The sequence below is a fragment of the Streptomyces sp. NPDC030991 genome (genome assembly GCF_055571235.1).
This window is the reverse complement of sequence record NZ_JBVIFR010000001.1, coordinates 648,861-672,897: the sequence shown is the minus strand read 5'-3', so window position 1 is coordinate 672,897 and position 24,037 is coordinate 648,861. Positions and strand designations below refer to the sequence as shown.

At 71.9% G+C, this 24,037-nt stretch carries 18 protein-coding genes; 16 read left to right on the top strand and 2 right to left on the bottom strand.

Annotated elements, in window-relative coordinates; genetic code table 11:
* Positions 1–28: 28 nt before the first annotated feature.
* The 8 genes from ACZ45E_RS03170 to ACZ45E_RS03135 all read left to right on the top strand — a co-directional run bounded on the left by ACZ45E_RS03170 (position 29) and on the right by ACZ45E_RS03135 (position 11,148).
* The gene (locus ACZ45E_RS03170) at positions 29–2,431 is read left to right on the top strand and encodes an acyltransferase domain-containing protein (protein WP_468215743.1); all 2,403 of its coding nucleotides are present in this window, start codon (positions 29–31) and stop codon (positions 2,429–2,431) included.
* 73 nt (positions 2,432–2,504) lie between these two features.
* Positions 2,505–3,749: a crotonyl-CoA carboxylase/reductase gene (gene ccrA, locus ACZ45E_RS03165; protein ID WP_468215741.1), complete on the top strand. Its 1,245-nt coding sequence runs from the start codon at positions 2,505–2,507 to the stop codon at positions 3,747–3,749.
* 49 nt (positions 3,750–3,798) lie between these two features.
* Positions 3,799–5,544, top strand: coding sequence for a fatty acyl-AMP ligase (locus ACZ45E_RS03160; protein ID WP_468215739.1), 1,746 nt, complete (start codon positions 3,799–3,801; stop codon positions 5,542–5,544).
* 138 nt (positions 5,545–5,682) lie between these two features.
* Complete coding sequence (locus ACZ45E_RS03155) at positions 5,683–6,576, top strand: LysR family transcriptional regulator (protein WP_468215736.1); 894 nt, start codon at positions 5,683–5,685, stop codon at positions 6,574–6,576.
* A gap of 72 nt (positions 6,577–6,648) precedes the next feature.
* Complete coding sequence (locus tag ACZ45E_RS03150) at positions 6,649–7,974, top strand: cytochrome ubiquinol oxidase subunit I (RefSeq protein WP_468215733.1); 1,326 nt, start codon at positions 6,649–6,651, stop codon at positions 7,972–7,974.
* 43 nt (positions 7,975–8,017) lie between these two features.
* Positions 8,018–9,001 (top strand): cytochrome d ubiquinol oxidase subunit II, encoded by a 984-nt coding sequence (locus tag ACZ45E_RS03145; RefSeq protein ID WP_468215731.1) that lies wholly within the window; start codon positions 8,018–8,020, stop codon positions 8,999–9,001.
* A gap of 376 nt (positions 9,002–9,377) precedes the next feature.
* Complete coding sequence (locus ACZ45E_RS03140; RefSeq protein ID WP_468216054.1) at positions 9,378–10,922, top strand: acyl-CoA carboxylase subunit beta; 1,545 nt, start codon at positions 9,378–9,380, stop codon at positions 10,920–10,922.
* A gap of 28 nt (positions 10,923–10,950) precedes the next feature.
* Positions 10,951–11,148 carry an acyl-CoA carboxylase subunit epsilon gene (locus tag ACZ45E_RS03135; protein WP_468215729.1) on the top strand — a complete coding sequence of 66 codons (198 nt, stop codon included), beginning with the start codon at positions 10,951–10,953 and terminating at the stop codon, positions 11,146–11,148.
* A gap of 46 nt (positions 11,149–11,194) precedes the next feature.
* Here ACZ45E_RS03135 and ACZ45E_RS03130 read toward each other — a convergent pair whose 3' ends face one another.
* Positions 11,195–12,025, bottom strand: coding sequence for an AraC family transcriptional regulator (locus tag ACZ45E_RS03130; RefSeq protein WP_468215727.1), 831 nt, complete (start codon positions 12,023–12,025; stop codon positions 11,195–11,197).
* Between the two features lie 425 nt (positions 12,026–12,450).
* Between ACZ45E_RS03130 and ACZ45E_RS03125 the strand changes: the two genes are divergently transcribed.
* The 8 genes from ACZ45E_RS03125 to ACZ45E_RS03090 all read left to right on the top strand — a co-directional run bounded on the left by ACZ45E_RS03125 (position 12,451) and on the right by ACZ45E_RS03090 (position 23,307).
* Positions 12,451–13,143: a 4'-phosphopantetheinyl transferase family protein gene (locus ACZ45E_RS03125; RefSeq protein WP_468215725.1), complete on the top strand. Its 693-nt coding sequence runs from the start codon at positions 12,451–12,453 to the stop codon at positions 13,141–13,143.
* 323 nt (positions 13,144–13,466) lie between these two features.
* Positions 13,467–14,792 (top strand): cation:proton antiporter, encoded by a 1,326-nt coding sequence (locus ACZ45E_RS03120; RefSeq protein WP_468215722.1) that lies wholly within the window; start codon positions 13,467–13,469, stop codon positions 14,790–14,792.
* Positions 14,779–17,583, top strand: a complete 2,805-nt coding sequence (locus ACZ45E_RS03115) for a helix-turn-helix transcriptional regulator (RefSeq protein WP_468215720.1) — start codon at positions 14,779–14,781, stop codon at positions 17,581–17,583. Before ACZ45E_RS03120 ends, ACZ45E_RS03115 begins: the two co-directional genes overlap by 14 nt.
* Before the next feature lie 11 nt (positions 17,584–17,594).
* A complete protein-coding gene (locus ACZ45E_RS03110) occupies positions 17,595–17,912 on the top strand; it encodes a PadR family transcriptional regulator (RefSeq protein ID WP_468215718.1) in 318 nt (105 codons plus the stop codon).
* Between the two features lie 2 nt (positions 17,913–17,914).
* Entirely contained in the window at positions 17,915–18,592 is a 678-nt protein-coding gene (locus tag ACZ45E_RS03105) for a hypothetical protein (protein ID WP_468215715.1), read from the top strand.
* Between the two features lie 223 nt (positions 18,593–18,815).
* On the top strand, positions 18,816–21,053 hold the full coding sequence (locus ACZ45E_RS03100) for an MMPL family transporter (RefSeq protein WP_468215713.1): 2,238 nt from the start codon (positions 18,816–18,818) through the stop codon (positions 21,051–21,053).
* 110 nt (positions 21,054–21,163) lie between these two features.
* A complete protein-coding gene (locus ACZ45E_RS03095) occupies positions 21,164–22,834 on the top strand; it encodes an NAD(P)/FAD-dependent oxidoreductase (protein WP_468215711.1) in 1,671 nt (556 codons plus the stop codon).
* A complete protein-coding gene (locus ACZ45E_RS03090) occupies positions 22,831–23,307 on the top strand; it encodes an ester cyclase (RefSeq protein WP_468215710.1) in 477 nt (158 codons plus the stop codon). The genes ACZ45E_RS03095 and ACZ45E_RS03090 overlap by 4 nt, the downstream gene beginning before the upstream one ends.
* Here ACZ45E_RS03090 and ACZ45E_RS03085 read toward each other — a convergent pair.
* The gene (locus tag ACZ45E_RS03085; protein WP_468215708.1) at positions 23,288–23,857 is read right to left on the bottom strand and encodes a LuxR C-terminal-related transcriptional regulator; all 570 of its coding nucleotides are present in this window, start codon (positions 23,855–23,857) and stop codon (positions 23,288–23,290) included. The two genes, ACZ45E_RS03090 and ACZ45E_RS03085, sit on opposite strands and share 20 nt — an antisense overlap.
* Positions 23,858–24,037 lie beyond the last annotated feature (180 nt).

The following is a 24,037-nucleotide window of genomic DNA, read 5'->3' as shown; positions in this document are numbered from 1 at the left end:
GAAGACCAGAAAGGGAGGGGCGGACCGCATGACGGACCTCGCACCGGCACACCTCGATCCCGGCTCCGACCTCGACGCTCATGTGGCCGTCGTGGGCATGGCGGCGCGCTTCGGGCAGGCCGCGGACCTCGACGCGTTCCGCGGGGAGCCGGCCGGCGGTCCGGCGGACGTGACCGCCGGGCCGCTCGCCGAGGCCCACGCCTTCGACCACAGGTTCTTCGGCATCTCGCCGCGCGAGTCGGCGCTCCTCGACCCGCAGCAGCGCGTCCTGCTGGAGTGCGCCCAGCACGCGCTGGAGGACGCCGCGCACGACCCAGCCCGCGCCGAGGCGGTCGTCGGCATCTACGCGGGCGGTGCCACCACGGACCACGCGGCGCGGCTGCGCCACCGGGCCGCCGGATCGCCCCTGACGGACGACCGGCAGATCCGGGCCGGCACCGGGGCCGACTTCCTCGCCTCGCGTGTCGCCTACAAGCTGGGGCTCACCGGCCCCGCCGTCTCCGTGCAGGCCGCCGGGGCGACCGCCCTGGTCGCGGTGCACACCGCCGTCCAGGCGCTGCTCGGCGGTGAGTGCGAGCTGGCGCTGGCCGGATCGGTCACCGTGCGCACCCCCGCGGCCGGCGGCTGCGCGGTGTCCGTGCTGAAGCCGCTCCGGGCGGCCCTGGACGACGGCGACCGGATCTACGCCGTCGTCCGCGGCACGGCCGTCGGTACGACGGGCCGCGGCGAGTCCGCCGACGAGGGCCGCGCTCGCGTCGTCCGCGAAGCCCTGGCGGTGAGCGGTACGGCGGACGGTGAGGTCCTCCGGGTGGACACCCCCGCCGGGGCAGGCGTCACTGACACCGCGCCCGCGGCGGCCGCCTTCGTACGCGCCGTGCTCGCCGTGTACGACGGGGCGCGCCGCCCGGGCGGCGCCGGACTGCGCCGCGCCGCGGTGGGCGGATCCGGCCCCTTCGGCACGCACGCCCACGCGATAGTCGAGCAGCCGCCCGCGGCGGACCCCGGCCGCACCCCCGTACCGGCCGCGGACGACTGGCAGTTGCTGCCGTACTCGGCGAAGTCCGCGACCGCGCTGGCCGAGGTGGCCGGGCGGCTCGGCCGGCACCTGGAGCGGGCGGGAGCGGGCGCCGGGACGCTCCAGGACGCCGCCTGGACCCTGCAGACGGGCCGGACGCGGTACGGCCACCGGGGCTTCGTCGTCGCCCGCGACCACGCCGAGGCGGCCGCCGCGCTCGCCGAGGTCAAGGTCAGGACCAAGGAACGGTCCGCGGGGAGTTCTGCGGGCGATCCGCCGCCCGTGGTGTTCACCTTCCCCGGGCACGGTGGCCAGCACGTCGGCATGGCGCGCGGGCTGTACCGCCACGATCCGCCCTTCCGCGCCGAACTGGACGCGTGCGTCGCGCACGTCCGGGCGGTGGCCGACATTGACCTCGGCGTCGTCTTCCGTCCCGGACACGGCCTCGGAAGCGATCCCGGAGACGGAACCGCGGACGGATCCGGAGACGATCCCGGAGGCGAGGCGGCGCGGGAAGCGGCCCGACGCGCCCTCGCGAACGGCCGGATCGCACAACTCGCCGTCCTCGTCCTGGAGTACGCCCTCGCGAAGGCCTTCATCCGCTGGGGCGTGCGCCCCGCGGCGGTCGTCGGCCACAGCCTCGGCGGATACGCCGCCGCCTGCATCGCCGGGGTGTTCTCCTTCCCCGACGCAGTCAGGATGGTCCTCAAACGCACCGAGCTGCTGCTCAGCCTGGCCCCCGGCGCCATGGCGGCGGTGCGGCTGCCCGAGGCCGAACTCCTGCCGCTGCTCCCCGAGGGCGTCGGGATCGCCGTGATCAGCGGCCCCGACCAGGTGACCGTCTCCGGGCCGCGCGAAGCGGTGGAGAGGTTCGTCGAAGAGCGTGCGGCCGAGGGGCTGGAGACGCGCCTGCTGAAGATCCCGGGCGCCGGCCACTCGTCACTGGTCGACGCGGTGCTCGACGAGTACGAGACGTTTCTCGCCGACATCACCTTCCACCGCCCGGCGCTCCGCGTGGTCTCGGACACCACCGGGACCTGGGCCGACCCGGACGAGATCCGCACCCCCGGCTACTGGTGCCGGCACATGCGGCACGCCGTGCGCTACCACGACGTCCTGGAGACGCTGAACGCCCTGCCCCGCTGCGCCCTCGTCGAGGTCGGCCCCGGCGCCACGCTGACGTCGCTGGCCCGCCGGCACGCGGAACTGCGCTGGAACCATCCGATCCTCCAGTCGCTGCCGCACCCGACCGACGGGACCCCCGACCCGAAGGTCGTGCTGTCGGCGCTCGGCGGACTGTGGGCCGCCGGCGTGGCGGTCGACTGGGCCGCGCTGCACCCGCAGCGTGCCCCGCGCAGGACCTCGCTGCCGGGCTATCCGTACGAGCGCACCGCATTCGCGCTGCCCGCCGCCTGACGCGCCGGGCCCGCACACCCTCGCACTCCCGTTCCACCTGCACCCTTCCATGACGACCAGGAGAGCAGTGACCATGGGGAAGAGTCTCTACGAGCTGGGTGAGATGCCGCCGCTCGACTCCGTTCCGGAGAAGATGTACGCGTCCGTGATCCGCCCGAACCGCTTCGGCGAACCGAAGAAGTCCTTCGCCACCGAGGTCATCGACACCCCCAGGCCGGGGCGCGGTCAGGTGCTCGTCTGGGTGATGGCCGCGGGCATCAACTTCAACAACGTCTGGGCCGGCCTCGGTTACCCGCTGGACGTCATCGCCGCCCGGCAGAAGCGCGGCGAGCCCGAGGACTTCCACATCGGCGGTTCCGAGGGCTCGGGCGTGGTCTTCGCCGTCGGCGAGGGCGTCTCCGGCGTCTCCGTGGGCGATCAGGTCGTGCTGTCCGGCGGCCAGTGGGACGAGACCGCGCAGGACATCCGCCTCGGCGGCGACCCGACGTTCTCGCCCACGATGCAGGCCTGGGGGTACGAGTCCAACTACGGGACCTTCGCCCAGTTCGCGCTCGCCTACGACTACCAGTGCCACCCGAAGCCGAAGAACCTCGACTGGGAGACCGCGGCCGCCTTCATCCTGACCGGCTCCACCGCCTACCGTCAGCTGTTCGGCTGGGCGCCCAACACGGTCAAGCCGGGCGACCCGGTACTGATCTGGGGCGGCGCCGGCGGGCTCGGCTCCATGGCCATCCAGCTGGTGCGCAACGCGGGCGGCCTGCCCGTCGCGGTCGTCTCCAGCGAGGAGCGCGCCGAGTACTGCCGCGGCCTCGGCGCGGTGGGCACGATCAACCGCCGCGACTTCACCCACTGGGGCCGGATGCCCGACCTCAACGATTCGGTGGCGTTCGGTACCTGGATGCGCGAGCTGCGCGGCTTCGGCCGCGCCTACTGGGAGGCGCTCGGTGAGCGCCGCGCGCCGCGGATCGTCCTCGAACACAGCGGCCAGGACACCATCCCCACCTCCATGTACCTGTGTGAGAACGGGGGCATGGTCACCATCTGCGGCGGCACCTCCGGCTACGCGGCCGACGTCGACCTGCGCTTCCTGTGGATGCGGCAGAAGCGTCTGCAGGGCTCGCACGGCTTCAACCCGGCCCAGTGCCGTGCGGTGATCCACCTCGTCGCCTCCGGGCAGCTGGACGCCTGCGTGTCCGGGGTGTTCGGCCTGGACGAGATCGGCGACGCCCACCAGCTGATGCACGAGAACCGGCAGCCCCCCGGGAACATGGCGGCGCTGATTAACGCGCCGCGGGCGGGCCTCACCGACCTCGCCTGAGCGGCCCCTTCGAAGACGCCCGCGTCCCACCCATGACGAACGGACGGCAATGACCACTGATCCCACGACAGAGCGCACCCCGCTGCCGCTGCCCGCCCTGCTGGCCCGCAGGGCCGACGAGATGCCCGACACCGTCGCCTACGTCTACCTGCGCAACGGCGAGGAGATCGGCGAGCAGATCACCTACGCACAGCTCAACGCCGACGTGCGGACGAGGGCCGGCGCCCTCGTGGACGTGGCCGGCGAGCGGCGCAGCGCGGTGCTGATGTACCCCAACGGCCTGGAATTCATCCGGGCCTGGCTGGCCTGCACCGCGGCCGGCCTCCAGGGGGCCACGGTGCAGGTGCCGACGCGCCGGCACGCGGCGCAGCGCGTGCGGACCATCGCCGACGACGCGCGGACCACACTGGTGCTCACCACCCGGGAGGTCCGCGACCAGGTCCTCGCGGACTTCGCCGGACTGCCGGAACTGGACGGCCTGGAGATCGTGGCCACCGACACGCTGCCCGCGCCCGCCGCCGGTACCGGACTGCCCGTGCCCGCGCTGTCCGACGTGGCCCTGCTGCAGTACACGTCCGGCTCCACCGGAACGCCCAAGGGCGTGATGGTCACGCACGCCAACTTCTGGTTCAACGCGTGGGAGACGGACCGGCTGTGGCCGATGGAGGACGACGGATCCGTCGTCTCCTGGCTGCCGTTCTTCCACGACATGGGCCTCCTCCTGGGCATCGTGCTGCCCCTGTGGGCGGGCCGGCCCTCGTACCTGATGGGCCCCGAGGCCTTCATCCGCCGTCCGGGGCGCTGGCTGGAGGCGGTGTCCCGGTTCGGCGGCACACACTCCTCGGCCCCCAACTTCGCGTTCGACCTGTGTGTCCGCAGCGACAGCGTGCGCGGGCCGGTCGACCTCTCGCGCTGGCGGATGGCCGCCAACGGTGCCGAACCGGTCCGCGAGCACACGATGGCGGAGTTCCTCGGCAAGTACGCCCCCAGCGGCCTGGACGGCCGTGCGCTGTCGCCGAGTTACGGCTTGGCGGAGCACACCCTGAAGGTTGCCGGCAGCCCGCCGGACGCCGAGCCGATGCCCCTCGTCCTCGACGCGCAGGCGCTGGGCCGGGGCAAGGTCGTCCCGGTGCCCGGCCACCGGGACGACCCCGTGGTGACCAGCACTGTGATGAGCGTCGGCCGCACGGTCGGGGACACCCGGGTACGCATCGTCGACCCGCACACGCTTAGGGAGACGGCACCCGACGGGGTCGGCGAGATATGGGTGTCCGGTCCGTGCGTGACGGCCGGCTACTTCGGGCGCGAGGAGGAGAGCGAACGGACCTTCCGGGCGCGCATCGCGGGCGCCGAGACGGACGGCACCTTCCTGCGCACCGGCGACATGGGCTTCCTGCACGGCGGGGAGCTCTTCATCACCGGCCGACTGAAGGACCTGATCATCGTCAAGGGCCGCAACCACTACCCGCAGGACCTGGAGGACACCGTCGCCGGCAGCCACCCTCTGCTGCGCCCGGCGTCCGCCGCGGCCTTCCCCGTCGACGACGGCACACAGGAGTCCGTGGTCGTGGTGGTCGAGGGCGACAGCCGGGTGGGCCGCTACACGAGCGCGCGGACGGTGACGGACGCCGTACGGGAGGCGCTGCGCCAAAACCACCGCATCGAGGTGAAGGACGTGGTGCTGATCCGCCGGGGGACCCTCCCCAAGACCACCAGCGGCAAGGTGCGCCGCCGGCCGTGCCGCGAGCAGTACCTGGCCGGCACCCTCAAGCGGCTTGCCGTGGCCGCCGATTGAGGCCGGACCCGATCTGACAGTGGCTTCACAGAGACCTGACGTTCCTCGGACACAAGGGTGAGGGTTCGTGTACATATCGTTCCCTGGATGTACCGAATGAGCAGCCTTTGCGGACCGGCCCGCCGCTACGATCACCCCATGGATCTGCGTCAACTGGAGTACCTCGTAGCGGTGGCCGAGGAGGCCAGCTTTACGAAGGCGGCAGCGCGCGTCTATGTGACCCAGCCCTGTGTGAGCGCGCAGATCCGGCGGCTGGAGCGGGAGTTGGGACAGGAACTGCTCGACCGGAGCGGGCGCACGGTCGGACTGACCACGGTGGGTGCCGCGGTCCTGCCGCACGCGCGAGCGGCGCTTGCGGCCGTCGACGGAGTGCGCGACACGGTGGAGAACGTGTCGGGAGTCGTGCGCGGGCAGGTGGCCCTCGGCTCTGTCGCGTCCTCCCTCTCCCTTCAACTCCCGGAACTGGTCGCGGACTTTAACGAGACGTACCCCGACGTGGAGATCTCCCTCAGCGAGGGGAGTACGGAACATCTCGTCGAGGCCGTACGGGCGGGCCGGGTCGATGTGGCCGTTATCGGCATGGGCATCGGCACCGCTCCGCCCGCGGACCTCGAAACCCTGCTGATCGCCGACGAGTTGTTGGTCGGCGCGGTCGGCCACGACCATCCGCTCGCCGGACGCGCCAGCATCACCGTCGACGAGGTCGAGGCCCAGGCGCTCATGTGCCTGCCCGGCGGCAGCGCCGTGCGGACGGCGTCCGACGCGGCCTGGGCGGCCGCCGGCATCAAACCTCGGGTGGCCTTCGAGGCCAGCGATCCCGGCGTACTGGCCCAACTCGTCACGCGTGGGCTCGGGATGGCGATTCTGCCCGAGCGGTTCGTGCTCTCCCAGCCCGACCAGCTGCACCCCGTCGAGATCGCCAGCATGCACCTGCGCGGCGGCCTCGCACTCGCCTGGCGGTCCAGCGGCCGGACGAGCCCGGCCGCCCGGGCCTTCGTGGCACGGGCGCGCACGCGGCTCGGACAGTCCTGACGCGCGTCCCTGCCGGGAACGGCCTGCCGGCCGTTCCCGCATCGATCCTGTCCCCGCACCGGAAAGCGCCACGTGAACGCAGTTGATCTCGCACGACTCCAGTTCGCGGTCACCGCGACGCTGCACTTCCTGTTCGTCGCCCTGACCCTCGGTCTCGTCACGGTCGTCGCCCTGACGCAGACCCGGGCGGTCCGCACCGGGGCACCCGCACTGCGCGCCACCCGTATGCGCCGTGTGCGTTTCTGGGGCGGCCTCTACGTGATCAACTACGCCCTCGGCATCATCAGCGGTCTCACCCAGGAGTTCCAGTTCGGGCTGAACTGGTCCGGCCTCTCCCACGTCATGGGCAACGTCGTCGGCGCCCCGCTGGCCATCGAGAGCGTCGCCGCGTTCTTCCTCGAATCGACCTTCCTCGGGCTCTGGGCCTTCGGCTTCGACCGTGTACCGCCCCGCGCCCACCTCGCGCTGATCTGGGGCGTCGCCCTCACCGCCTACGTCTCCACCTTCTGGGTCATGGTGGTCAACGGCTTCATGCAGAAGCCCGTGGGATACGAGATGCGCGACGGCGTGGCCCACGTCACCGACTGGGCGGCGATCCTCACCAACGGGACCACCTGGTACGCCGTCGTGCACATCGCGGGCGCCGTGGCCCTGCTCGCCGGGCTGTTCATGGCCGCCGTCAGCGCCCATCACGTGCGCCGCGGCCAGGACACCGACTTCTTCCGCCCTACCCTGGTCCAGGGCTCCGTCCTCGCGGGCTGCGGCGCGGTCGTCACGTCGGTCGCGGGCCTCGCGCAGCTGGTGGCGCTCAAGGGCTACCAGCCCGAGAAGTACGCGGTGCTGATGGGCGAGAGCGGCGCCGAACTCGACGCGGTGCGCGCCGCCGCCGCGGCCCGCTACGGCAGCGGCGACTGGCTGCCGCCCGCGTGGGTGGGCGGGGCGTCCGTCCTCATGCTCGTGCTCGGCGTGCTGCTGGCCCTGGTGGCCTGGATCCCGGCCACGGCCGCCCGCCGCGGAGCGACGGACGAGACGCTCGCCCGGCGGCGGCTCCGGCTGCGGCTGCCCCCGGTGCTGCTCCTGCTCGGCTTCCTGGCCCTGATCTGCGGCTGGCTCAGCCGTGAGGTCGGCCGGCAGCCGTGGATGGTCACCGGCGAACTCACGGTCCGTGACGCGGTCGCCGGCGTCTCCGCCGGGGGGATGCTCGCCTCGTTCGTGGTCTTCACCCTCGTGCTCACGGTCCTCGCCGTCGTCGACTGGGTGCTCATGGCGCGCTTCGCGCGGCTCGGACCGGACCGGGGACCCCTCGGCGACACGGGCCTGTTCCCGGACGCCGAAGAGCGCGGGATCCCGCGGGACGACGACCGGGCGCCCGAGCCGGGCGTCCGGCCCTCCTACTGATCCTTCTTGACCGTACCTACGCCGAGCTGACGGGGATTCAACCGTGGATGTCTTCTGGTACGCCCTGCTGGGGCTCCTCCTCGCCGGCTACCTGGCGCTGGAAAGCGTCGACTTCGGCGTCGGGATGCTGATGCCGTTCGCCGGCACGAAGACCGGCCGCGCACGCATGCGGCGCACGATCGTCCCCCTCTTCCTCGCGAACGAGGTGTGGCTGGTCGCCTTCGGCGGACTCCTCTTCGGAGCCCTCCCCACGGCGGAGGGCGAACTGCTGTACGCGCTGCGGCTGCCCTTCCTCGCCGTGCTGTGCGCATGGTTCCTGCGCGACGCCGCGCTGTGGTTCTGCACGGCGTACGAGGAGGCCGGCCGGCGTCGGACCTGGGACATCGTGCTGGCTGCTGCGAGTCTGGTGCTCACCGCCGGCTGGGGCGCCGTCCTCGGCATGCTGGCACGGGGCCTGTCCACGGGGGCCGACGGGCACGCCGTCGCCACAGCGGGCGATCTGTTCCACCCCTTCACGCTGCTCTGCGCCGCCCTGTCCGTCATCGGAAGCCTGCGCCAGGGTTCGCTCTTCGCCGCGCGCAGCCTGCCGGAAGGCAGCTCGCTGCGCGCGGCGCTGGGCCGGCTGACCCGGGTGCTGACACCGGTCCTGCTCCTGCTGCCGCTGCTCGTGGCCGCCGTCGGCGGGATGGTCACGGACGGGCCCGCGGCGGTGGCCACCACGGCGGTCCTCGCCGCCGTCGGTGTGTACGCCTCCGACCGGGTGCAGGCGGTCGGCCGTACCGGCACGGCGCTGCTGCTGGGCGCCGCACCGCTGGTGGCCCTGCCCGCCCTGGTCGGCGCGGCGAACGGCACCACGGTGCTGGCCACCCGGGCCGGCGGGGGCGGTCTGGCGCTGTCCGGAGCGATCGCCGACTCCGCCTCCCTCACGCTCATGGCGGTGATCGTCGTCCCCGCCCTGGTCCTGGTCGCCCTGGCCCAGTTCTGGTTCTGGCGGGTGTTCGCGGGCGCGGTGCCGCGGCGTCCGTGAACCGCGGACTTGGCGACCGGTTCGGGTATGCCCGGCAAGTCCTTCGCGCGGCTCCGTAAACCGATCGGTGAGCCTGGTTTCCGAGCCGTGTGTCACCCGCATACGCACATACGGAATCTATGATTCGCCTGTTGTCGGCGGCCGTAGAAGGGCAATGGGTCCGGCGGCGGGCCGTCGGCCCTGCGCTGTCAGCGTAGGGGACCCACTATTAAGGGCCGATAAAGCGCAGGGGTAAAAGTCAGGGGTTTTTGGGTCCGCAGGCGGCGTGTAGCGTGAGAAACGTCCTGAGTGGGCCGGGCGAGCACGGCTAGGGGGAGTAATGGAGGCGGGAAGAGGAACCGGAATTTCGGGGCCTGAGTCTTTTTCTGGAGCTGGAATGCACGGACGCGTGGCCGAACTGAATTCCGTGCGGACACAGGCTCTGGCCGGTCCTGGTGAAAAGGCGACCGAGGCCCAGCATGCGAAGGGCAAGCTGACGTCGCGCGAGCGCATTGAGCTGCTTCTCGATGAGGGGTCGTTCAACGAGGTCGAGCAGTTGCGCCGGCACCGCGCCGTCGGCTTCGGCCTGGAGGCGAAGCGGCCCTACACCGACGGGGTGGTGACGGGCTGGGGGACGGTCGAGGGCCGTACGGTCTTCGTCTACGCGCATGATTTCCGGATCTTCGGCGGGGCGCTGGGTGAGGCGCACGCGGCGAAGATCCACAAGATCATGGACATGGCGATCGCGGCAGGTGCGCCGCTGGTGTCGCTGAACGACGGTGCGGGTGCCCGGATCCAGGAGGGTGTCTCGGCGCTGGCCGGCTATGGCGGGATCTTCCAGCGCAATACGAGGGCGTCCGGGGTCATTCCGCAGATCAGTGTCATGCTCGGCCCGTGTGCGGGTGGCGCGGCCTACAGTCCGGCGCTGACCGACTTCGTGTTCATGGTCCGTGAGACGTCGCAGATGTTCATCACCGGCCCGGACGTGGTGAAGGCGGTCACGGGGGAGGAGATCAGCCAGAACGGGCTGGGCGGGGCCGATGTGCACGCCGAGACCTCGGGGGTGTGTCACTTCGCCTATGACGACGAGGAGACCTGCATCGCCGAGGTCCGCTATCTGATCTCGCTGCTGCCGCAGAACAACCGGGAGAACCCGCCGGCCGTGGAGTCGGACGATCCGGCGGACCGCCGGTCGGACGTCCTGCTCGATCTGGTGCCGGCGGACGGCAACCGGCCCTACGACATGACCAAGGTGATCGAGGAGCTCGTCGACGACGGTGATTTCCTGGAGGTTCATGAGCGCTGGGCGCGCAACATCATCTGCGCGCTGGCCCGGCTGGACGGGCAGGTCGTGGGGATCGTCGCCAATCAGCCGCAGGCGCTGGCGGGCGTGCTGGACATCAAGGCGTCGGAAAAAGCTGCCCGGTTCGTGCAGATGTGCGACGCTTTCAATATTCCGATCGTGACGCTGCTGGATGTTCCGGGGTTCCTGCCGGGTGTCGATCAGGAGCACGGCGGGATCATCCGGCATGGTGCGAAGCTGCTGTACGCGTACTGCAATGCGACCGTGCCCCGGATCTCGCTGATCCTGCGCAAGGCGTACGGCGGCGCGTACATCGTGATGGACTCCCAGTCCATCGGGGCCGATCTGACCTTCGCGTGGCCGACGAACGAGATCGCGGTGATGGGTGCGGAGGGCGCGGCGAACGTGATCTTCCGTCGGCAGATCGCGGGGGCCGAGGATCCCGAGGCGATGCGGCAGAAGATGGTCAAGGAGTACAAGGCCGAGCTGATGCACCCGTACTACGCGGCCGAGCGGGGGCTGGTCGATGACGTAATAGACCCCGCCCAGACCCGCGAGGTGCTGATCAAGTCCTTGGCGATGCTGCGGACCAAGCACGCCGACCTGCCGTCCCGCAAGCACGGCAACCCGCCGCAGTAGCGGCCCTGATCCGTAGGAGATCCGACCCATGTCCCTGCCCGACATCCGTGTGGAGAAGGGCAACGCCGGGCCTGAGGAGGTCGCGGCCATCACCGCCCTCCTGATCGCCCGCGCCGCCGCCCAGCCCTCCACTGCCCCGACCGCCGCCGTCCGTCAGCCCCGGGCCGGCTGGCGCCGCCTGGAGCGTCGGCACGGCTTCCGCGCCGCGCACTCCTGGCAGGGCTGAACCGTGCGGTGGTGCGGGCCGGCCCGCACCACCTGGGCCTGGGGTCTCACACGCCGACGAGCCGCCGGTCCGGTGCCGTGCGCCGGCGAGGAGAGCGGTACCCCGCGCATGGACCGGCCGGGCGAGCGGTCTCCGCGCTGCGTGACACAGCGGGCCGGGCGCCCAAGCCGGGCAGTGCGAGCAGGACCGGCGGCCGGGTCCAGTCCTCCGGCCGCAGGACCACGTCCACGCGCGTCCGCTCCTGCGCGCCGACGTGCACCGGGCCGACCGTCCCCACGAGCAGCGGGGGATCCCCCCGCTGCTCGCCGGACGACCGGGTGCCGAGCGTCGCGGCGTGCAGGTACCAGGCGCCCGGCGGCACGTCCGCCAGCTGAAACGATCCGCCGCCGTCGAGCTTCGTCCACGCCGCGGGCCGCCCCTGGAGGATCGGGCTGTCGAACAGTCCGATGTACAGGGGCGAGCGCGGGCTGCCCGGCACACGAGCCGTCCCGCTCACCGATCCGAGCGGCCCGCTCCCCGCGTCGAGGGGGGTGATGGGCGGGTACTCGTCCGTGTCACCCCGCCCGATGCGCCGGTGCTGGGTCGGGGAGAGGCCGACCGACTCCGTGAAGCGCCGCGAGAAGGTGCTGGCGCTGCCGTACCCCACCTGCGCCGAGATGTCGGCCACGCTGGAGGAGGTGTGCACCAGGAGGGGCTTGGCCTCGTGCAGCCGGACGGCGCTCAGGAAGCGGCCGGGCGTCACGCCGGTCGTGCGCTGGAACACCCTGATGAAGTAGAACTTGCTCACCATGACCGATCGGGCCAGATCATCGAGCACGAGCGGCTCATGGTAATTCTCGCGAATGGTCGTTATGGCGCGGCGGGCGTAATGCTCCATGAATTTTTGCACTCCTTGAATGTGAATCAATGAAGGCAATGAATGGTGGGGACATCGCGAAAATTCACCCGCGAGAAAGCGGCGTGATGCGCAGCGCGGGTGCTATGGTCAATCGACTCGGAGGGCCTGTAGGCCTTTTCGTGGATCGGTCGACTGTCAAGGAAACCTGGTTGGTCGACCAGGGAACGCGGGAAAAATCATCTCGCCCGGTTTTTCGGCTCGCCGCGCCGAAGTCGCTCTTGCCTGCACTGCTCGTCCTTGGACACGCGGCAACCCCCGTTGCAATTTGTCACGACGGTTTGAGCCTCGCATACGAGCCGTCTTGAGGCAACTGGCAAAAAGACCAGGGCTGTTGTGTGCCTTCTGCCGTGCTGGGGAAGCGTCATTTGCGCGCGAGCACAAGAGCCCGCGGGATTGTAGGCCCTGTGATAGAGGAACTGTTGCCCTCCGAGGCGGTAGCCGCCGCCACGGCCGGGGACCTGCCCGACGTCGGCCTCTACCCGGAGGAACTCGCGCTCGCGCGCCGCATGGCGCCCCCGCGGCGGCGGGAGTTCGCCACCGGCAGGTACTGCGCGCGGCAGGCACTCGGCCTCCTCGGCGTCCCGCCCGGCCCCCTCGCCCGGACGGAGCGGGGCGTGCCGGACTGGCCCGACGGCACGGTCGGGAGCCTCACCCACTGCGCCGGGTACCGCGCGGCGGCCGTCGCCCGGCGCCGGGACCTCCTGGCGCTCGGCATCGATGCCGAACCGCACGCGGCGCTCCCCGGCGGCGTACGGCAGGCCATCGCCCTCGGCGGCGAACTGGCCGCCCTCGCGGACCTGGCCGCGGCCCACCCGCGCATCCACTGGGACCGGCTGCTCTTCAGCGCCAAGGAGTCGGTCTACAAGGCGTGGTACCCGCTGACCGGGCGATGGCTGGACTTCACCGACGCGGCGCTCGCCTTCGACCCGGTGCGCGGCACCTTCACGGCACGGCTGCTGAGTGCGCCGCGCACCCCCGTGGAGCGTTTCCTCCCCGTGCAGTTCAGCGGACGTTGGGCAGTACGCGCGGGACTCGCCCTCACCGCCGTGACCGTCCCGGCCCACCCCCAGAAGAGCCGCCCGCACGACCACGGGTGACGTGTGCCGGTCAGGTGAGCAATCTGGGCGATGACACCGACGACGCCCGGGCAGCAGGCTGGGGAGGCCGATCAGGGGACTCGCGACCTCCCCGGGACACGCCGCGCGGCTGCTGAGAAGTGCAGCGACGCGAACGGCTCGCCGCCTGCCACGTCTTCCCCGAACCGGGGACGCCGCCGCCGGGCCGTGCGACCACCGGTGCCCTTGCGCCCTGGCCGTGCTGTACGCCCGACCTCACCCCCTCCGCCGCGCCGCATCGCGCGAGACGGCGCTCGGCCCTCTCCCTCTCTCCGACGCCGGCCAACCCGAGGACCTCATCGATCATGACCAGTCACCAAGTGCAGTTGCTGTTCCTGGATTTCGGACTGATTCTGCTGCTGGCTCGCGGCATGGGCGCCCTGGCAGCCCGCATCGGCCAGCCGCCCGTGGTCGGCGAGATCCTCGCCGGCGTCATGCTGGGACCCACGCTGCTCGGCGGCCCGCTCGCCGACCGCGTCTTCCCCGCCGACGTACGCCCGCTGCTGGGCGCGCTGGCGAACATCGGCGTCGCCGTGTTCATGTTCGTCGTCGGCCTTGAACTCGAACACCGCTTCCTGCGGGGCCGGATCAGGATCACCGTCGGAGCCGCCACGGGCTCGATCCTGGTGCCGTTCGCCCTCGGTGTCCTGCTCGCCCTCTACCTGCTCCGCCACCACCCCACCGACCAGCGCACGGCCTTCGTCGTGTTCATCGGCCTGTCCGTGTCCGTGACCGCGTTCCCCGTCCTCGCCCGCATCCTGGTCAGCCGCGGCATGTCCCGGCTGGCGATCGGCGGTCTCGCGCTGGCCGCCGCCGCCGTGGTCGACGTCGTCGCCTGGGCGGCGCTGGCAGGCGTGCAGGCCGTCGTCGGCGGCGCCGGCGGCTTCTGGCGGGCGGCCCTGCTCATCCCGTTCGCCCTGCTCCTCATGGCCGCACGCCCCTTGCTGAAGCGAGCCCTCACCTACGGCGGCCCCGGGAACGGCCTTACCCCGACAGGGTTCGCCGTGGTGCTGGTCGGCATCTTCCTGTCCGGCGCGGCGACCGAGATGATGGGCATGCACTACATCTTCGGCGCCTTCCTCTTCGGCGCGCTGATGCCGCGCGAGGGCACCGAGGCGCTGCGCGAGGAGATCTGCGCGCGCACCGGCGAGATCACCTCGCTGCTGCTCCCCGTCTACTTCGTGGTCGCGGGCCTCAAGGTCGACCTGCGCGGCGTCGGAGTCGAAGGGCTCACCGAACTCGCCGTCATCCTGCTCGTCGCCATCGGCGGCAAGTTCGGCGGCACGTACCTGGGCGCCCGGTCGCAGGGCCTCACGGCCGAGGACTCCGGAACCCTGGCGGCGCTGATGAACACCCGTGGCCTGACCGAGCTGGTCATCCTCGGAGTCGGCCTCGAACTCGGGCTGCTCGACGGCTCGTTGTACTCCCTGCTGGTCGTCATGGCCCTGGTGACCACCGCCATGACCGGCCCGCTGCTGAACCTGATCCGCGCCAGGAGCGCCCGGCGGGGACTCGCCGCCGTGCCCGACCTCGGCACCGTCGGCGCGGGGACCGCGGAGGACGGGGCCGGCGAGGACCCGGCCGGGGAGGACGTGAGCAGCCCCGGGCGAGGCACCCGTGCCACTGGCTGAGCGGTCCCGCCATCTCGCCGACCTGACGGCGGCGCTCGCCGTCGTTGTCCGGGGCCGCGGCGGCGTCGCCGTCGTCAGCGGCAGCGCCGGCTGCGGACGCACGGAGCTGCTCGACGCGCTGCAGGCGGCGGCGATCCGGTCCGGACACGCGGTCCTGCGCGCCGCGGGCTCCCGCCCCGAGCGAGACGCGCAGGGCGGCCTGCTCGGCCAACTCCCGCGGTACGCACACCTTCCCGAGGGCCACGGCGACGTCCTCGCCCCGCTGTCGGCGTGGTCGCTCGGCCCGGGCGCCGACGGCCCCCTGCGGTGGCCGCCCGACCAGGCGACCGGCGCGGCCCTGCACGACCTGACCGCGGGGCTGCTGCGCGTGGCGGAGCAGGTGCCGGTCCTGCTCTGCGTCGACGACCTCGATCTCGCCGACCCCCTCTCCCTGCACTGGGCCGGACGGCTCGTGCCCCACCTGCGGACGGCACGCATCGTCCTGGTGGCCGCCGAGTGCACCACGACGCGACCGGCTCACCCGGAGCTGCACGCGGAGCTGCGTCGGCACCCCCGCCACCGGCAGGTCACCCTCGAAGGCCTCACACCCAGCGGCGTGGCCACCGTGCTGGCCGACTCCCTGGACGGCACGACGGCCCCGGCACCGGAGTATCACCGCGTCACCGCCGGCAACCCCCTGCTCCTGCGGGCACTCGTGACGGACCACAGGCGCGTCGGCACCACCCCGGCGACCGGGCCCGTCGTCGCCGGAGCCTACGCGGACGCGGTGCTGGCCCTCCTCCACCGGGCCGGGCCGGACGCCCTGGCACTGGCGCAGATCCTCGCCGTACTGGACGAGCCGGACACCGACCCCGGCCTGCCGGCCCGGCTCCTCGAAGAGCAGCCCGCCACGGTCACCGAGCGCTGCCGGGACCTGGCGGCGGCCGGGCTCCTCGACGGCACGCGGCTACGGCATCCCGTGGGCCGCGCCGCGGTCCTCCGGAGTCTGGACCCGCCCAACCGGCGGGCCCTGCACCGCCGTGCGGCCGAACTGCTCCACGCGGCAGGGGCCACCGCTTCGAGAGTCGCCCCGCACCTGCTCGCGGCGGCGCCGGTCGACGAGCCCTGGGCCCCGGCCGTACTGAACGAGGCCGCGCGGCGCCATCTGGCGGCCGACCGGCTCCCGGAGGCGCGGGACTGCCTCGACGCCGCCGTGGCCGTGTGCCACGACGAGGGCGAACGCGTGGAGTCGGCCGCCCGGCTGGCCGCCACGGCCAGGCTGCTCGATCCCGCGCTCGGCACCCGGCAGTTCGCGGAGCTCGCCGACACGCTGAACGGCGGCCTGCTGCCCGGCCGTCACGCCCTGGCCCTGGCCCGGCACCTGCTCTGGCACGGCCGCTTCGACGAGGCCGCCACAGCCGTCCGGCGGGCGGCGGAGCAGGCGGCGGAGCCGGGCGCGGACCCGGCTGTCCGAGCTGAGGTCCGTGCCACCCGCTCCCTCCTGGCGACGGTCCATCCACCGGTGCTGGTACCGGCCCGCGGCACCGGCGGCGATCCCAGGATCCGGGCGGCCGCGGCGCTGTCCGAGGTGCTCGCCCACGGCCCCCGTACACCGGCCGTCGCCGAGGCGGAGGCGGCGCTCAGGAGCATGCGGCTGGGCAGGAGCACCTCGGAATGGATCGTGTGCGCCGTGACGGCCCTGCTGTACGCGGAGCGGATCGACTCTGCCGACCGGTGGTGCCGGCACTGGCTGGCCGAGGCACGTACCCGCAAGGTTCCCCTGTGGGAGGCGGAGCTGTCCTCCCTGCTCGCCGGCGTCCGGCGCCGCCAGGGCGACCCCGGCACCGCGCGGGTCCTCGCCGAGGCGGCCCTGGCACAAGTGCCCGTGGACAGCTGGGGGGTGACGATCGGTCAGCCGCTCTCCCATCTCGTCGAGGCCGCCACGGACCTCGGCGACCATCTGGCCGCCGAGGAGCACCTCGCGGTACCCGTACCGGACGCGATGTTCGACACCCGCTTCGGGCTGTACCTGCTCCACGCCCGCGGCCGCCACCTCCTGGAGACCGGCCGGGCCGACGAGGCCCTCGACGACTTCACGGCCTGCGCGGACCTCATGCGCCGCTGGGGATGCGATCGGCCGGCCCTCGCGCCCTGGCGGACGGGGTCGGCCCGCGCCCACCTCGCCTGGGGCGACACCAGCACGGCCCGCGCCCTGGCCCAGGAGCAGTTGGCCCTGGCCGGACCGCTGCCCACCCGCACCCGCGGACTGACCCTGCGGGTCCTCGCGGACACCGAGCACGGCGCCGAACGCGTCGCCCTGCTGACCGCGGCCGTCGCCGTCCTGCGCACGGCCGGCGATCCCCTCCAGACCGCCGGGGCCCTGGCCGATCTCGCGCGCGACCATCTCCGGGCGGGCCGCACCGGCCGCGCCCGGACGGGCCTCGCGACGGCCGCCCGGCTCGCCGCGCGGTGCGGTGAACGGCGGTTGGCGGCGGCCCTGGAGGCGGAGGCCGGGACGCTCGCGCCGGTCCCGCGGCGGCCCGGCGCCGACCGGGCTGCCGTGCTCGGCCTGCTCAGTGCCGCGGAGCTGCGGGTGGCCTCCCTCGCGGCGGACGGGTGCACGAACAGGGAGATCGCGCAGCAGCTGCGCATCACGGTCAGCACCGTGGAACAGCACATCACCCGTGTCTTCCGCAAGATCGGGGTCCGGGCCCGCCGCGATCTTGCGTCCGCGATCGCCCCGGATTCCGCCGCCCCCGCCGGGCGCCGCCGTACGGAAACAGCCGTGTCCGGGTCCGGTCCCGATGTGTAGTGTGGGTGAACGTGAAGGCGGAGAATCTGAGGGGCAACCTGGAAGGCATGCTGTTGTCGGTGCTGGAGCCCGGCACGCAGCATGGCTACGCCGTGATCGAGGAACTGAAGCGGCGCAGCGGCGATGCCATCAACCTCCCCACGGGGACGGTCTATCCGGCGCTGCACCGGCTGGAGGCCGCGGGCCTCGTCGGCAGTGAGTGGAGCACGCACAACGGCCGCCGCCGCCGCAACTACTTCCTCACCCCGGCCGGCCGCCGGGCCCTGGAGGACAAGCGGACGGCCTGGCAGGAGATCTCCTCCGTGATCTCCGTCGTCCTGGGGGGATAGGCGTGGTGCAGGCGGCCGTACTGCAGCGCTACACCGACAACGTGGCGGAGTATCTGGTCGGCCCGGACTCGCGCCGCTCGGCCATCATCGACGAGGTGCTGGACGGCCTCCAGTGCGTGGTGGAGTGCAGCGTCGACGGCGGAGCCGACGATGAGGAGGCGGCGCGCCGGGCCGTGCGGGAGTGGGGCCCGGCGTCCGAGGTCGCCCGCGCCTACAACGACGCCACCCTGCGCATCAGCGCCAACCGGCTGTCCGTGCACACGATATGCGCGCTGCCGTTGCTCGCCGCCGCCTGGGCGTCCGCGCTGCTCGGTGGCCCGGCTGGGCCCTGGCCGTACCATCCGCCGCTGCTCCTGATGGGGCTGTCGATCGTGGCCTTCGGCTGTGTGCTGTCGCTGGCGGGCGCGTTCTCCGGACTCCGTAAAGGAACCGGTCTGGCCGCGGCGGTCGACCGGCGCGACCGGATGGTCACCACCGGGACGCTCGCGGCGCTCATCGGGCTGCTCGCCGTGCTCGCGGCACTCACCCTGCTCCTGCTCAACCGAGGTCTGAGCCATCCCGAGTCCCTGAACTGGCCCAGGGTGACCGTCCCCGCGACGCTGACCCTGCTGGCGGCGGGGTATTTCGGGACGGCGCTGAAGCGGTTCCTTTCCTTCCTGCGCGGAGTGGGTTCCTCCTAGAACACCTGTCGCCACGAGAGCCCCCGACGGCCTGCCTTCCCCCCTCAGGGACCGACCGCGGGGGCTCTTCGTCGTTTCCGGAGTGTGCGGCTCCCCTTCAACTGCCGTTGCGCGCGGGCGGTTTGCAGTTGCGTCGCGTCGATCACGGCGGCTAACTTGTCCTCCGGCATACGTAGTGTGGCTACACAGTAGCGTCCCTATAGGAGGGGTTACCTTGGAGCGCATGACTCGATGGGTGCTCTCCCATCGGCTGCCCGTCGTCCTGGTCTGGGTGGTGCTCACCCTGGCCGGAGGTGCTCTCGCCGGCAGCACGATCGACAAGTTCTCGTACGAGTCGCGGCTCCCTGACAAGTCGTCACAGGCTGCGAACGACGCGCTGGCCCAACGCTTCTCGCAGACCGGCGGCAAGAACGCACCCCTCCTGCTCGTGGTGACCGTGCCCCGCGGTACGAGCGTCGAGGACGACGACGTGCGTCAGCAGTGGGGCGACCTGATCGCCAAGGTCACCCCCAAGGGCGGCCGCAGCGTCTCCTCCGCGGACCCCGGCGAGGGATCACTGGTCTCCAAGGACAAGCGCACCACGGTCGCGCTGGTCTACCCGCCGGCCAACCGGTCCAACGCGCCGTACGCCGAGTCCCTCCCCGGCGTCCAGGCGGCCGTCGGGCAGGCGAAGATCGCCGGCGCCCCGGTCGAACTGACCGGCCAGCCCGTCCTTTCCGGCCGGGACAGCGGAGCCGCGCGCAGCCCGATCTGGGAGACGCTGATCGGCGCCCTCGGCGCCCTGATCGTCCTGGGCCTGGTCTTCGCCAGCGGTCTGGCGGTGGTGCCCCTGCTGATGGCCGCGGTCGCCATCCCCACCACGTTCCTGCTGGTGCGCGGCATCACCGGCATCACCGACGTCTCCTTCATCGTGCAGTACCTGGTGGCGCTCATCGGCCTGGGCATCGCGATCGACTACGCGCTCCTCATCGTCACCCGCTGGCGCGAGGAGCGGCACAAGCCCGGAACCGACGGCGCCGACCCCGCGGCGCGCCGCGAGGCGGTCGTCCGGGCCGTCGACAGCGCCGGTCGTGCGGTCGTGCTCAGCGGTGCCACGGTGGCGATCTCCCTCGCCGCGCTCGTGGTCCTGCCCGTCCCGTTCCTGCGCAGCGTCGGATACGCGGGCCTGCTGATCCCGCTGGTGAGCGTCGCGACCGCGGTCACCCTGCTGCCCGTCATGCTGTACGCCTGGGGCGACAAGCTCGACCGGCCACGGCGGGCACACCGCCCGGACAGCAAGCTGTGGAGCCGGATCGCCGGACTCACCACCAGCCGGCCCGCCCTGTGCGCCGTGCTCAGCGGAGCGGTGCTGCTGGCCCTCGCCGCCCCGGTCCTCGCCCTGCGCCTGGGGCAGCCGGCCACCGTGACGCTGGCTCAGGGCGGCAAACCCGCCGCCGCGTTCCAGCGGATCGTCGACGCGGGCTTCGGCGAGGGCATCGCCCGCCCCCTCGAAGTCGTCGTGGACCAGGGCGGCGCCGACGCCCTGCACGACAAGCTCGCCGGCCTCGACGGCGTGGCCGGCTCCGCCGCCCCCACGGAGTGGGCGGGCGGCGGACAGCGCATCGTCGACGTGTGGACCCAGGCCGATCCGTCCAGCAGCGCCGGACGGGACACGGTCACCGAGGCCATGGACCTCGCCCAGCAGAACTCCGGCGCCCTCGTGGGCGGCGGCCCCGCCACGGACGTGGACTTCATCGACGCCGTCTACGGGTCCCTGGGGGTCATCCTGATCCTCGTCGCCCTGCTCACCTTCGTGGTGCTCGCCCGTACCCTGCGCTCGGTCCTCCTGCCCATCAAGGCCCTGATCCTCAACGCGCTGTCCACCTGCGCGGCCTACGGCGTGGTCGTCCTCGTCTGGCAGAAGGGCTACGGAAGCGAGGCCCTGTTCGACACCCCCGCGATCGGGGCGGTGACCATCTGGATCCCCATGGCGGTCTTCGCCTTCCTCTTCGGGCTGTCCATGGACTACGAGGTGTTCATCCTCCACCGCATCCGCGAGACGCACCTGAAGCTGTCCGCGAAGGGCGAGCACGACACCGTGGTCCCGTCCGTCGTGACCGGCATCAGCCGCACCGGCCGGCTCGTCACGTCCGCGGCGCTCATCCTTTTCCTGGCCTTCATCGCGCTGGCCAGCATTCCGATCACCGACGTGAAGGTGTTCGCCACCGCTCTGGCGGCGGGCATCGTCATCGACGCCACCGTGGTCCGGGGTCTCCTCACCCCGGCGCTGGTCACCCTCCTCGGGCGGGCCAACTGGTGGTTCCCGCGCTCCTTGGGCCGGGTACTCCTGACCACCCCCGGACGAGTACCCGGCCCAAGGACCCACCCCGCCGCCGACGACGCGGCGGAGCACGAGGAGAGGGCGGCGGAACACTCCACCGCGGCCCTCGCCCCGCCGACCGAACCGCGGAGCCGCGGCTGACGGTGCCTTGCGCTCGCTTTCTCACCGCTTCATCGGCGTCCGCAAGGGTGGTCAGGCGGGCGCCGACGGCAGTGCGGCGCCACGACGGACGAGTGCGAAGGGAACCGACAGTGTCCACAGACAGGCACAGCCACGACGTGGTGATCCTGGGATCGGGAATCGCCGGATCCACCCTCGGCGCGGTACTGGCTCGCAGCGGGGCCAAGGTGCTCATCGCGGACGCGGGCACCCACCCCCGCTTCGCGGTGGGGGAGTCCATGATTCCTCAGCTCGTCGCCTGGCTCCAGGTGCTCGCCGAACGCTACGACGTGCCCGAGTTCGAGGCCCTCACCGACGTGACGACCATCAACGAGAAGGTGAGCAACACCTTCGGCCGCAAGCAGCACTTCGGATTCATGCTGCACCGGCCGGGCCAGGAACCCGACCCGCGGGAGGCGCACCAGTTCGTCATCCCCGACGCGCTGACCTCCGCGAGCCACCTCTTCCGCCAGGACAGCGACGCCTACCTGCTGCGCGTGGCCGTCCGGCACGGCTGTGACACGCGCCAGCAGTGGCGGGCCGAGAAGATCGACTTCACGGACGACGGGGTCACGGTGACCGGCACCGACGGGCACGAGGTCCGGGCCCGCTATCTGGTGGACGCGAGCGGCTTCCGCTCTCCGCTGGCCGATCAGCTCGGCCTGCGCGAGCAGCCGGCCAGGTTCGACCACCACTCCCGGTCCCTGTTCACGCACATGATCGGGGTCAAGCCGTTCGACGACGTGCTGGACGTGCCCGAGAAGAGCCGGCCGCCGGTGCCCTGGCACAACGGCACCATGCACCACCTCTTCGACAGGGGCTGGTTCTGGATCATCCCGTTCGACAACCACGAACTCTCCCGCAACCCGATCTGCAGCGTCGGCGTCACGCTCGACCCGCGCCTGTACCCCAAGCCGCAGGACATCAGTCCGGAGGAGGAGTTCGCACAGCTGCTGAGCCGGTTCCCCGCCGTGGAGCGGCAGTTCGACGGAGCGAGGAAGGTGCGCGAGTGGGTGTCCACAGGCCGCCTGCAGTACTCCTCGAACAAGACCGTGGGCGCGCGCTGGTGCCTGATGTCGCACGCCGCCGGCTTCCTGGACCCGCTGTACTCGCGCGGCATGTCCAACACGTTCGAGATCATCCACGCCCTCGCCCCGCGGCTCCTCGCCGCGCTCGCGGACGACGATTTCTCCGAGGAGCGCTTCCGCCACGTCGAAGAGCTCGAACAGGGCCTGCTCGACTACAACGACACCCTCGTCAACTGCTCGTTCATCGCCTTCTCGCACTTCCGGCTCTGGGACGCGGTGTTCCGTGTCTGGGGCAGCGGCAACACCCCTGGCACCCTCCGCATCAACAACGCGCTGCGCAAGTTCCGTACCGACCGCGACGCGAGGGTCTTCGACGCCCTGGAGAAGGTTCCCCACACCGGTCTGTGGTGGCCCGACAGCGACGGCTTCAAGGCGCTCCTCGACGGTACGGCGCAGGCCTGCGCACGGTACGAGGCCGAGGAGATCGACGGGGACGAGGCGGCGGACATCGTGCTGGGTCTCATCGAGAAGTCCGACGCGGTGCACCCCGGGTTCGGCTGGAAGGACGTCGACCAGCGGTTCATCCACCCGGACCGCGACCAGATCGAGGACTTCCTCCGGTGGGCCGCGCAGTCGCCGGTCCAGGCGCTGAGCACCGCCGGCCGGGAGAGCCTCGACGCGCTACGTGCGGCGAGCGCCGCGCGGGCCCCGCTCCAGGCGAAGGGAACCCGGTGACGGACCTCGATCAGGGCGGGCGGCCGAGCGTGCAGGACGCCAACAAGGCCCTCGCCCGCCGCTGGTTCGACGAAGGCTGGAGCGGCGGCCTGCTCGACGTCGCCGATCAGATCTTCGCCCCGGAGTTCCGGCTGGGCGGCCGGACCGTCGGCCCCGCGGGCCCCAAGGAGAGCGTGCGCCTGCGGCGGGCCGCGTTCTCCGGGCTCACCGTCGAGGTGGGGCTCCAGATCGCCGAGGGCCCGTGGGTGGCGAGCTGGTACACGACACGGGGGACGCACGCGGGGGAGTTCGCCGGTCTCGCGCCTACTGGACGCGTGATCTCCTCCGAGGGGATCCAGCTGTGGCGGGTGGAGGACGGGCGGGTGGTGGAGGACCGGAACGTCTTCGACGTGTCGCGGGTCCTCGCCCAACTGCGCTCGCCGGCGGGGGAGACCCCGGGTCCCGCGCCGTTCGCTACACGCGCGAGTGGATGATGTTGTTCTCGTAGGCGAAGATCACGGCGTGCACGCGGTTGCGCAGGCGGAGCTTCTCCATCAGCCGCTGGATGTGGGACTTCACGGTGCTCTGGCTCAGCGTGAGCTCCGCCGAGATCTCCGCGTTGCTGAAGCCCCGGGTCAGGAGGTGGAAGACCTCCACCTCCCGCTCCGTCAGCGTCCCCAGCGGTGAGTCCCTCGATTCCTCCCTGGCCCGGGGGATGAGCAAAGACCGTCCCGTGGCCATGATGCGGACGGCCGCGACGAGTTCCTCGGCGCTGCTGCCGGTGGACAGCACGCCCTTCGCCCCCGCTTGCAGGGCGTGGCTCGCCGCGGCGTTCACGTCGTCGATCAGTACGAGCGCGTTGGCCGCGGAGGCCGGCAAGCGGGTCTTGAACAGTGACTGCACGATGTTCAGGGCCCCTTCCGCCTCCCGGTGCATGTTGACCACGACCACTTCGGGACGCAGCTTTTTGTAGAGCGCGGCCGCGGTCGCACAGTCATGGGCGGTGCCGACTACCCTCAGATCGGGGCAGGCGTCGAGAATCATGCGTTCCCCCGCCAGCGAGATGGGGTGTGGATCAATCAGTAGGACGCTGATGTTCGCCGTCACTGGACTTGTGTCTCCCCCGAGATCATGACTTGCGCGATGGCCGGTCAGAATAGCTTGGCCGCGTTGGCGGATGCCGCATGTATCCGGACGATATGCCGCGCATGAGGCACCGGGGAA